The sequence below is a fragment of the Alkalihalobacillus alcalophilus ATCC 27647 = CGMCC 1.3604 genome (assembly GCF_000292245.2).
GTDB lineage: Bacteria > Bacillota > Bacilli > Bacillales > Bacillaceae_D > Alkalihalobacillus > Alkalihalobacillus alcalophilus.
In genome coordinates, this window is record NZ_ALPT02000030.1 from 41076 (window position 1) to 51472 (window position 10397).

A 10397-nucleotide genomic window follows, 5' to 3' on the forward strand; every position below is an offset into this window, starting at 1 on the left:
ATAAAACGACCAAAGGTTAAGGTCGTTTTCACTTTCAACAAATTTTATATCATTAAAAAAGTAGTTTAATAACTATGTATTTCTAATTATCAGTATTAATTCTCCCCATTAAGATAGTATTGTAATAACCATTTGTAAGTTGTTTATCTTCTTTCAAGACACCTTCAATTTTGAAGCCTAAACTTTTATATAGCTTAATTGCTTTTTGATTAGTTTCAAGAACTTGAAGAGATATTTTCCTTATTCCACTAGAATCCGCCCAATTTATCATTTCTGTTAAAAGATTTTTCCCAATAGAATATCCCCAGAACTCCTTTAAAACGGCCACTCCAAATTCAATTCTATGAGAGGTTCTTTTTAAATTATTTCCTTTCGCTCTAATAAATCCAACAATCTTATCATCAACATCAGCAACTAAAAATAGACTATTGCTATCATTTGTTTCAGTTAAGATAATATTAATAAAATCTTCACCACTTTCTCTATCAAAGTTTTCGGTTTCCCTATCAACTATAACTCTTAATTCCGATAAATGTTTTCCATCCGTTTCAACAGCAGCTCTAATTTTAAAGTTTAAATCTTTGCAAGAAAACGATTTTGGTTTAAATGTCATGCTCTAACCTCCTATCTGTCATAACAAAAGGCCTCTGAAAACTTCAAAGGCCTTTTGTCCATAGCTTAAACATTGATTAATTAAACGCTTCTAATACTTGTTTCACTTTTTCGGCTACATAACGACTGCCGCCTTTATTTTCTACATTTTCAATCATCATTAGCGATAAGACTTCTGGTTCTCCGTCATTAAGAGCGATAAACCAACCTGTTTCTGGACCTTCTTCTTCTTGGCTTGATTTATGTTCGGCTGTTCCTGTTTTACCAGCTAAATTCATCGTTGAAATATTAGCTACATGACCAGTCGCATGTTGATTTTGAACAGCGTCGAAAATCGTTTGCTTGACCGTGTTCGCCGTTTCAGTAGAAATGACTTGCTCCTTCCAGAAAGAGCCCGTTTGCTCACTTGCCACTAATGTCGGCTGTATCATCGAACCTTCATGAAGAAAAGTAGTAAACATGACAGCTAAATGTAATGGATTCACGAGTAATTCTCCTTGCCCATACCCCGTATCTGCTAAAAGGGCATCGCGATTTAAACCATTCTCATTTGCGTAAGTAGAAGTTGCTAAATTCGTACTAAAATCTAGCTTTTCTCCGAATCCAAATGCTTCGAGCCCTGATGCAATATCCGCCTCTCCTGTTTCTAAGGCGAGTTTGGCAAAATAAATGTTATCAGAATAAACCATTGCTTCTCTTAAATTAAGAGAGGTTAAAGGAATACCAGAAACACGGGTGATAAAATGATTGCCCCAAGAATCATCTTTTTGCCAGCGATCATTTTCAGGTACATCAATTTTTGCGTTCGGATCCCAACCATTTTCTAAGGCAATTGCTGCAGTAATCGGTTTTATCGTAGAACCTGGTGTAAAGCTTTGATTAAACTTCGCTATAAATGGTTTACCGGGGTGATTATTCAGTTCGTTAAATTGCTCAGTTGAAATCCCCACAATAAAATCATTCGGATTATAAGTCGGCATACTCACTAAAGCTAATACTTCACCTGTGACCGGATTCATCGTCACATTTGTTCCATGTTCATCTTTTAATTGATCATAGGCCATTTTTTGAATATCCGCATCAATCGATAAGGTCATTTGTTCCCCGTCAACCGCCTCTTTTTCCACCAGTACATCCTTTTCTGTACCATCCTCAGCGACGATGGAAATCTTTCCACCTAATTGCCCTCGTAGCTCACTCTCAAATAAAGCTTCCAAACCCGCTCTTCCAATTTTTGAGCTCTCCGTATAGCCTTCTTCCTTTAATTCTTCGAGTTGGTCAGCCTGAATATTCCCGAGATAACCTGTTAAATGGGCAGCGGCTGCACCTAGTGGATATTGACGACCAGGAATGGTCTGAAAGGTTAAGCCTTCCGTACTCGTCTCTTGCAACATGTCCATTAACTCTTCATTTCCATCATAAACTAATTCGACAATTGGAACTAAGTGATCAGGCTGTACCCATGATTGATTAAGCTTTTCTTCAATAAATTCTTCGCTTAAATCAAGCAGTTCTGCTGCCTTTTTTATCATTTCTTCTTCTTTTCCTTCCATTCGCCCAAGGACCATTGCCACTTGAAGAAGCTTTCCATTAACCGCTAACTCTTTACCATTTCGGTCATAAATTTCTCCACGGATAGGGTTGATCGGCGTATATTGAACTCCATCACCATAATCCATTTGTGGCAATAACAATCCGGGAGTCCAATCTATTTTCCACTCTTGCCCCTCTTCCATTTCAACTAATTCAAATTTAACTCTGCCTTCATTCGTTAACAGTCCAATATTTGTTTCTACTTCTAATGAATAAAGATAATATTGTTCCCCTTCTGGAGCCTCTTCCTCCTCAGGCACCTCCTCTTTTTCCAATGAAAGCATTCGATTTAATGCCTGAATCGTTTCGTCTGTCTCTTCATACCAGCTAATAAAATCCTCTTTAGAAATTTGCGTATGTACACCTTCTGTTAACATTGGATAAATAGCCTCATAATTTCGACTCTCGTAATCTTCCAAAAATTGTTCTGCTAACACGTCAGGATTAGGTGTGTCATTACTGCAGCCAACCAATCCGATCGAAATAATCATTAAAACAAAGAGCCTACATATTTTTATTTGCACTATCATCTTCCCCTTCATTATATTTAGTTATATTTTACCATATGCTTTTTGAGATAGTTAGAAGATTTCATCTTTTTTGTTTCTATATTAATGATCAACTTGAAAAAAAGAGGCTATCAAAAGATCATTTAATGACCTTTTGACACCTCCTATTGTTTCAATTTAACTTCATTTTCACTTTATGCTTTGATTTAGTTTAGACTAATTTTTGATACCACTCTTTTGCTGCTTCTACTTCTTCGCGAGTGAGCTGGTGTCCAGCGTTCGTCCAAAATGCTTCCAAATGAGCCCCTGCTTTTTCTAAATCTGAAATTAATTGTTGAGTATTTTCTGCTGGAATTATCGGATCGTTTTTTCCTGCCCCAACAAATACTTCGGTTCCTTTTAGTGAAGGTAACTCGATATTTTTTAATGGGACCATCGCGTGAAATAAAATCGCTCCTTTAAACGCATCATTATAATGATACATTAGACTTGCGGCAATATTGGCTCCATTTGAATAACCAATGGCGATCACATTTTCACGGTCAAATTCATAATCATCTGCCGCTTGCGTGAGATAATCGTTTAATTCCTTCGTGCGAAATTTTAAATCCTCTTCATCAAAGACCCCTTCTGCTAATCGTTTAAAAAAGCGCGGCATGCCATTTTCTAACACGTTTCCACGTATCCCTAAAACACTCGCTTCTTGGTCAATCATTTCGGCAATAGGTAATAAATCATGTTCATTCCCACCCGTTCCATGTAACAAGACAAGTGTCGGTTTATCTGGATTTCCTTTTTTAAAAATATGATTCATTTTTGTCTCCTCCTTTTCCAATTTTTATTGCTTTGTATTTAATGGCACTAGTTTAGCTTCGATTTCTTTTCGTTTGTCTTCAAAATATGGTGGCAAGGCTAAATTTTCTCCTAAAGTTTCAAAAGATTCGTCCCCTTCAAAACCTGGTCCATCTGTAGCTAGTTCAAATAAAATCCCATTTGGTTCTCTAAAATATAAGGACCGGAAATAATAACGTTCAACCGTTCCTGAGTTAGGAAGACGAACACCAGAAATAAAGTTAGCCCATTTTTCTAGTTCCTCTTGATTTTCAACACGGAAGGCTACATGATGAACACTGCCTCTTCCAGGCCTTTCACGTGGAAGATCCGTTCTTTCTTCCAAATAAATTTCTGCTCCCGTACCACCTTCACCCGTTTCAAATACTTGAATATTTGCCTGCCCTTCGACAAAAGGAGCAATTTCGCCAACTAACTTAAAGCCAAGGACTTCTTTTAAAACAGCTGCTGTTGTCTCTTTTTTGGGGACGGTCAACGTTACCGGTCCTAATCCATAAATCGCATATTCGACTGGAACTGGACTTTTATCCCAAGCCTTCCCACCAGCGACCCCTTGATTATGTTCATCTGATATGAGCATTAATCGTTGTCCTTCAAAATCCCAAAATTTAAGTGTTTTTCGTTTGTTCACTTCTGTAATCGGCTCAAACTTTACTTGAAATTGTTCAAATCTTTCTTGCCAAAAATTTAATGCTTGATCATTTGGTACCCTTAAACTCGTTAATGTAATCGCATTGTTGCCATAATAAGTTTTGCCCGCATGGGGAATCTCAAAAAAGGTTAAATCCGTTCCAGGATTTCCTCGTTCGTCCGCATAAAATAAGTGATAAACCGATGTATCATCCTGATTGACCGTTTTTTTCACGAGTCGCATTCCTAATACTTCCGTATAAAAGCGGTAGTTTTCCTTGGCATTCGCTGTTAGAGAAGAAACATGGTGAGTTCCGATTAAACTTTTTCTTTCCATTATCAATCACTCCTGTTTAGTTGGTTTTTTTCCACCTTTTTTAATAATTCCAATAAAGTTTTCTGTTCTTCCTTTGTTAAAGAGGAAAAGATTTGAGCTTGCTTTTCTTCTTGCTTCGGGACGACCTCTTCATATAATCGTTCCCCTTTATCCGTTAATTGAATATACTTTGTACGCCATTCTTGTTTTCTGCTAACAAAACCTGCATTTTCTAAAATTCGGAGCGAGTGAGTAATGTTCCCTTTTGTTACAAATAACTTTTCGGCCAAATCTTTTTGAGCAATTGGCTGATGGACTCCGATTTGAGCTAATAAATCAAGTTGAGACACCGTTAAGTTCCATTGCGATAAATACTTGGACGACATTCGGTTGCTTTTATTATAAATACGAGCTAAACGAAACCATAATAAAAGTGGTAATCTTTGCTTTCGAAACACGATTTCATCACCTCCACTACAATCAGTTTAATACTAAACTAATAATTTGTAAATGATTTTCACTTACTTTTTTTATTAAATAAAAAATTGTTCATAAAAAGGATGTTTTAAATAAAGGAAAGGTGGTTAAAGAAGAATAAGCACGATCATAAATAACTAAAAGGAGCTGGGCCCTTATGTTAATAGAAGCTGGTAAATTGAAAAAGTATTCCATGAAAGCACTAGATGATGAATTAGGATCCATTGATGATTTTATTTTCGAAAGTGATACATTTAAAATTCGTTATGTCGTTGCTGATACAAGAAAATGGTTTATCGGAGGGCAAGTGCTACTGAGAATGGCAGCATTTGAAGAGCTTGACTTTATTGAGAAAACGCTAACGGTTAATTTGACGAAGGAGCAAATTAAAAACAGCCCAAAACCTGAAGATCATGAACCATTTTCTCGCTCGTTTGAAAAAAGGTTAAATGACCACTATGGCTGGGATCATTATTGGCTTCATGCACCAGGAGCCATACCTACAGGAACCGGACCTTCCTTTGTTGGACGCACTGCTTACACCCCGGCTACACCTCCTATGAGAGAACTCGATAAAACAAGCATAGGTGCAGATGAGAACGAAACAACATCAACAACTGAAGAACCTACTTTACAAAGTTTTGATCATTTAAATAAATTTCATATCCATGCAAAAAATGGACAGGTCGGTCAATTAGTAGATTGTATTATGAACTATGACACATCAGAAATACGATACTTTATCGTTAATGTAGGTGGGTTTCTATCTAAGGATCTAGTCGTTGTTTCCGTTGATATGTTAAAGGAAATCTCCCATCTTGACCGCACGATAACGGTTTCCATTGAGAAAGAATTAATTGAAAATGGACCTAATTACAATGCCGACCAACCGTTTACACGTGAGCATGAAGAACAAATTTACAGACACTACGACATAACCCCTTATTGGGAAATGTCTTCATCTACAAAGTAAAAGTTAAAAAGATAAGAGGCTTGGACAAAACCCACCTTTGATATGAAAAGCCGGTGACATTTTACTCGTTTAAAATGTCACCGGCTTTCATTATATGTATTGGAACAGAAGTGGATGGCGTCCTTCTCTTTACAGCTTGCACCAAGTCTAACTATCTCTTAATTTCTCTTTTTACTAAATTATCAAATTTTTAATAAGATTGCTAAAACATTTACTTTATTTTTTTGAGAAATTTAAACGTCAAAAAAGTTAAATTATAGTACAATGGTTCACATGTCATTTTCAGACATTATCTTAAAATAATTTATATTAGTCTGAAAATATTATCTATTATGAGGAGTGTTTTTATTACGATGGACAACCAAGAGAAAAAATCGCTGTTTAACCGATTTTTGACCTTTGTAGAAGTGGTCGGAAATAAGCTTCCCCACCCTATAACATTATTTGCCATTATGGCACTTATAGTCGTCGGTCTTTCTGCTGTTTTATCTAGCTTAAATGTCTCAGTGGATAATCCAGCTGAACCAGGAGAAATTTTAGAAGTTAAAAACTTACTTTCTGCTGATGGTATCAACTATATGGTTAGTGAAATGGTCAATAACTTCATTAACTTTGCTCCGTTAGGTATTGTACTTGCAACGATGCTCGGAATTGGAATTGCTGAAAGAAGTGGGCTTATTAGCGCCGCATTAAGAGGACTCGTAACCTCTGTTCCAAAACGTTTAATTACAGCTGCTCTTGTTTTTGCTGGGATCATGTCGAGTTTAGCTGCTGATGCAGGTTACATCGTGTTACCACCACTAGGAGCTTTATTATTTATTGCGATTGGACGACATCCACTTGCTGGTATGGCCGCTGCCTTTGCCGGAGTATCAGGTGGTTTTGCAGCCAACTTATTTATTACCGCCACTGATCCAATGCTTGGAGAATTAACGCGTCAAGCAGCCGCTACATATGACCCTGCTTATGCTGCAGATATAAACATTGCGATGAACTGGTATTTCCTTATTGTTTCTGTTTTTGTTATCACTGCTGCTGGAACATATGTAACCGAAAAAATTGTTGAACCTCGCTTAGGAAAATACAAAGCAAACAAAGACCAAGAAGCCGAGGAAAACATTCAATATTTATCAAAACCTGAAAAACGCGCCTTAACATGGTCTGGACTTGCCATGCTGTTAACAGTTGGGGTTCTTTCTCTGTTAGTCGTTCCTGAATGGGGACCAATGCGTGGAGATGGTGATAATCCGATCGTTCAATCACCATTTATGAACTCTCTCGGAATCCTTATTTTATTCGTCTTCTTAATTCCAGGTTTAGTTTATGGGATTTTAATGAAAAACATCAAAAGCGATAAAGATGTGGCAAGCCAACTTTCCGATACAATGGCTTCCATGGGAATGTTTATCGTTTTAGCATTTACAGCTGGTCAATTCGTTGCCTTTTTTAATGAAACAAATATGGGCATCGTTCTTGGAGTTTATGGAGCAGAGTTTCTTGATAGTGTCAATTTAACAGGCATTCCACTGCTACTAGGCTTTATGGCTATTACAATGCTCATTAATTTATTTGTTGGAAGTGCTTCTGCAAAATGGGCAATCATGGCACCTGTTTTTATTCCAATTATGATGGGTTTAGGGTATTCTCCTGAATTCACTCAGCTTACTTACCGAGTAGCTGATTCAACTACAAATGTCATTTCACCATTAATGCCATATTTTGCGATTATAATCGCTTTCGCTCAAAAGTATGATAAAAAAATGGGAATTGGAACATTAATTTCTGTTATGCTTCCATACGCGATTGTCTTTACCGTCATCTGGACGGCGATGTTATTTATCTGGATGGCACTTGGGATTAATATTGGACCAGCTTCCCCGATTTATTATCCTTAATAAATAAAAAGCATTCACAGCCGTGAGTGCTTTTTATTTTATCCGATTATTTTTATAAAGAAATATGGTACATGAAATTATTTTGAATGCTATTAAAAAACACGACCTCGAATGAGATCGTGTAGAAGTTAATTATAATTTAACAACGTTAGCTGCTTGTGGTCCACGATCGCCTTCAACGATTTCGAACTCAACTGCTTGGCCTTCGTCTAAAGATTTGAAACCTTCACCAGTAATTGCACTAAAGTGAACAAATACATCGTTTCCGCCTTCTACTTCGATAAAACCGAAACCTTTTTCAGCGTTAAACCATTTTACTTTACCTGTTTGCATGCAAAAAACTCCATTCTGTTTGTTTACTTAATATGTTCATCGTCTTTACAATCTGGGTAAATCAGCATTTCACATATTATAACGAAAAAAGACGTTTCTTTTCTCCTTATAAAATGTGAACAATATTCAAAAAATGTTTAATTGATATAGCCATATTAGCATATTGAAGCATGAAATGCAAATCTTTTTCCATTAGAAGTCATGGCTGGAGTAGGCTATTCTCCAGCCATGTTTAAATTAATTTTTACTATAATAGTCATTAATCATCTCTAAAATCGTCGGTTCCTCTTGTTCATTTTTTGGTTTCTCTGCATTATGATTCATGATAAAACCTCCTATTTTTTATTTATTCTATTTATTTGCTTAATTTCATTATACACAGTTGTATTATAAAAGTGAAGTGTTTTTTAAAACTGTTTTAATACAGTTTTCGAAACAAATAAAAAACACCTGTAATAACAGGCATTTCAAGCTTTTTATTTTTTCATTTTCGCTTCAATTATTTGCAGCATTTCATCTGCTTCTTTTCCAGACCTAGCTTCAATTCCTTCTATTATTCGATTCCCCCATAATAGTGAAAAGGCAAATAAACAAAAAAAGAGAGCAATTAAAACAAGAAAAAAAGCAATCATGGCACTTCCTCCTTATATCATCACTTTTAACAATTTATGAGTATCTATGAAGAAAGATGCATAAGTTCTGTTTCTTTAATTCATACTATACTTATCTATTGTTATAAGGAGGATTTATCTTGAAAAAATGCTTCACTTTTCTACTTATCGCCTTCTTGCTCCCTTTAGCCGCTTGTCAAGTCGATTCTGAATCACAAATGATCGAAGATTCTCAAAAGAATGAACGCCCATTAGGTTTTCAAGGTGTAGCTAGCGATAAAGATCAAAACCGACGTAAGGGCTTAGCGGATGAGCAAATGATTTTTTACGCTGACAAATCAGGTCAATATTTAAGTAATGTCATTTCCTATCTTGAAAATCATGCATTCTTTTTTGAAAACCCTAACAATGAAACAGATGCCCTCCAATCGTTTCAACAAGCATTAGCTGAAATTAGAAGCCAAACCGTAGAATTAATCAATACAGAGCGACCTAAAGCGTTTAATGGTTTTCACGAAATTCACTTAAGTCTACTCGTTGAATTAGACGTATTAGACCGCATTTTGATGGACATGCGTGCCCCAATCGATACGAAACAGTATCATTCTGCTCGGGTGCATTATGAAAACGCAATTATCAATTATAAATCATTAGAACGTGAATGGTTTTCAGTCACTGAAGAATTTGGTATTTATTAATGAAAAAATAAAGGACCAGCACAGATAATTTATGATTGAAATCATCGGCTGGTCCTCTTTATTTATCTGAATAGTTCCTGCATTTCGGCAACCATTCCTTTAAAAGAACGAAATGGCCAGCCAGCTTGTTCCCCGTTTTCAAATGCTTCCATCCGATTAATAATCGAACGTTTTGACGTAATAAACACTTCCTTATCTATTGAATCAACTTGAATTTCCTCACGAACACTACGGGTTAACTTATCATTATTCGCTTCACTTGATTCAATTCCAATTAACATTTGCTCGTCTGTTTCAATAATATGCACATCTTCCACTGTTTCTAACGATAAAATAGACGATTTTAACTGTTCTGTTGCATCTAGTCCCATTTGCTGTATTCCCATGCCTCGTTTTCTCTCTAATAAATAGCTTTGATCAGGTGGATACAATTTCTTTATGAGACCTGGACGATTATTCATCAGTCCATTCCAATTGGTCCCTTTTTCCGTTATTCCTATATTACGTTTATACCCTAATGATCCTGTTTGATAAGGCGGCTTGCCCTTTGTTAAACCTAAAACAGTATTATCAGGAACAAGCATATCTGTAATCGGACCTTCATGACTTCTCATTTCATTAGTGCCCACTCCGCTAAACGTTAGATCGGGGTCGCTTTTAGCCCCAAGCGGTCGTTGCTGCTCCAACACACAACCTGTTAGCACAACGAACAATATCATTGACATCATCAAGATGGTTGTTCTCAATTTATCCCTCCTCTCTACCTATATTTTGCTCCAATTATCTACAAAACACTGAGGTAAATTAAGGCTATAATAGGGCTAATCATTGTCGAAACACTTCTATTTTTAGCAGTTAATGACTTTTTTTTTAGAAAGTCTTTCTTTTCATTTTTTAT

Annotated in this window: 11 protein-coding genes; 3 read left to right on the top strand and 8 right to left on the bottom strand. The window is 36.2% G+C overall.

Features of this window, described 5'->3' with window-relative positions; genetic code table 11:
* Positions 1 to 82 precede the first annotated feature (82 nt).
* The 5 genes from BALCAV_RS09810 to BALCAV_RS09830 all read right to left on the bottom strand — a co-directional run bounded on the left by BALCAV_RS09810 (position 83) and on the right by BALCAV_RS09830 (position 4970).
* Positions 83 to 613, bottom strand: coding sequence for a GNAT family N-acetyltransferase (locus BALCAV_RS09810; protein WP_003324114.1), 531 nt, complete (start codon positions 611 to 613; stop codon positions 83 to 85).
* Positions 614 to 689: 76 nt separating this feature from the next.
* A complete protein-coding gene (locus BALCAV_RS09815; protein WP_003324115.1) occupies positions 690 to 2729 on the bottom strand; it encodes a penicillin-binding transpeptidase domain-containing protein in 2040 nt (679 codons plus the stop codon).
* 196 nt (positions 2730 to 2925) lie between these two features.
* On the bottom strand, positions 2926 to 3528 hold the full coding sequence (locus BALCAV_RS09820) for an alpha/beta hydrolase (protein WP_003324116.1): 603 nt from the start codon (positions 3526 to 3528) through the stop codon (positions 2926 to 2928).
* A gap of 24 nt (positions 3529 to 3552) precedes the next feature.
* A complete protein-coding gene (locus BALCAV_RS09825; RefSeq protein ID WP_003324117.1) occupies positions 3553 to 4533 on the bottom strand; it encodes a ring-cleaving dioxygenase in 981 nt (326 codons plus the stop codon).
* A gap of 2 nt (positions 4534 to 4535) precedes the next feature.
* Positions 4536 to 4970: a MarR family winged helix-turn-helix transcriptional regulator gene (locus BALCAV_RS09830; protein ID WP_003324118.1), complete on the bottom strand. Its 435-nt coding sequence runs from the start codon at positions 4968 to 4970 to the stop codon at positions 4536 to 4538.
* 176 nt (positions 4971 to 5146) lie between these two features.
* On the opposite strand from BALCAV_RS09830, the gene BALCAV_RS09835 reads away from it, so the two are divergent.
* Both BALCAV_RS09835 and BALCAV_RS09840 read left to right on the top strand, forming a co-directional pair.
* Entirely contained in the window at positions 5147 to 5962 is an 816-nt protein-coding gene (locus tag BALCAV_RS09835; RefSeq protein ID WP_003324119.1) for a PRC-barrel domain-containing protein, read from the top strand.
* Positions 5963 to 6315: 353 nt separating this feature from the next.
* A complete protein-coding gene (locus tag BALCAV_RS09840) occupies positions 6316 to 7857 on the top strand; it encodes an AbgT family transporter (RefSeq protein WP_003324793.1) in 1542 nt (513 codons plus the stop codon).
* 132 nt (positions 7858 to 7989) lie between these two features.
* Here the strand turns inward: BALCAV_RS09840 and cspD are convergent, their stop codons facing one another.
* Entirely contained in the window at positions 7990 to 8190 is a 201-nt protein-coding gene (gene cspD, locus BALCAV_RS09845; RefSeq protein WP_003324794.1) for a cold-shock protein CspD, read from the bottom strand.
* A gap of 476 nt (positions 8191 to 8666) precedes the next feature.
* Positions 8667 to 8822 carry a hypothetical protein gene (locus tag BALCAV_RS22270; RefSeq protein ID WP_160173399.1) on the bottom strand — a complete coding sequence of 52 codons (156 nt, stop codon included), beginning with the start codon at positions 8820 to 8822 and terminating at the stop codon, positions 8667 to 8669.
* Between the two features lie 119 nt (positions 8823 to 8941).
* Here BALCAV_RS22270 and BALCAV_RS09850 point away from each other — a divergent pair, with 119 nt between their 5' ends.
* Positions 8942 to 9499 carry a hypothetical protein gene (locus tag BALCAV_RS09850; protein WP_003324796.1) on the top strand — a complete coding sequence of 186 codons (558 nt, stop codon included), beginning with the start codon at positions 8942 to 8944 and terminating at the stop codon, positions 9497 to 9499.
* 62 nt (positions 9500 to 9561) lie between these two features.
* On the opposite strand, the gene BALCAV_RS09855 is transcribed toward BALCAV_RS09850, so the two are convergent.
* Positions 9562 to 10245 (bottom strand): YhcN/YlaJ family sporulation lipoprotein, encoded by a 684-nt coding sequence (locus BALCAV_RS09855; protein ID WP_003324797.1) that lies wholly within the window; start codon positions 10243 to 10245, stop codon positions 9562 to 9564.
* Positions 10246 to 10397: the final 152 nt, after the last annotated feature.

Bases quoted from the DNA above. Each gene is read 5' to 3' on its own strand.
- BALCAV_RS09810 (WP_003324114.1), bottom strand. From the start codon at position 613: ATGACATTTAAACCAAAATCGTTTTCTTGCAAAGATTTAAACTTTAAA.
- BALCAV_RS09820 (WP_003324116.1), bottom strand. From the start codon at position 3,528: ATGAATCATATTTTTAAAAAAGGAAATCCAGATAAACCGACACTTGTC.
- BALCAV_RS09825 (WP_003324117.1), bottom strand. From the start codon at position 4,533: ATGGAAAGAAAAAGTTTAATCGGAACTCACCATGTTTCTTCTCTAACA.
- BALCAV_RS09835 (WP_003324119.1), top strand. From the start codon at position 5,147: ATGTTAATAGAAGCTGGTAAATTGAAAAAGTATTCCATGAAAGCACTA.
- BALCAV_RS09840 (WP_003324793.1), top strand. From the start codon at position 6,316: ATGGACAACCAAGAGAAAAAATCGCTGTTTAACCGATTTTTGACCTTT.
- cspD (WP_003324794.1), bottom strand. From the start codon at position 8,190: ATGCAAACAGGTAAAGTAAAATGGTTTAACGCTGAAAAAGGTTTCGGT.
- BALCAV_RS22270 (WP_160173399.1), bottom strand. From the start codon at position 8,822: ATGATTGCTTTTTTTCTTGTTTTAATTGCTCTCTTTTTTTGTTTATTT.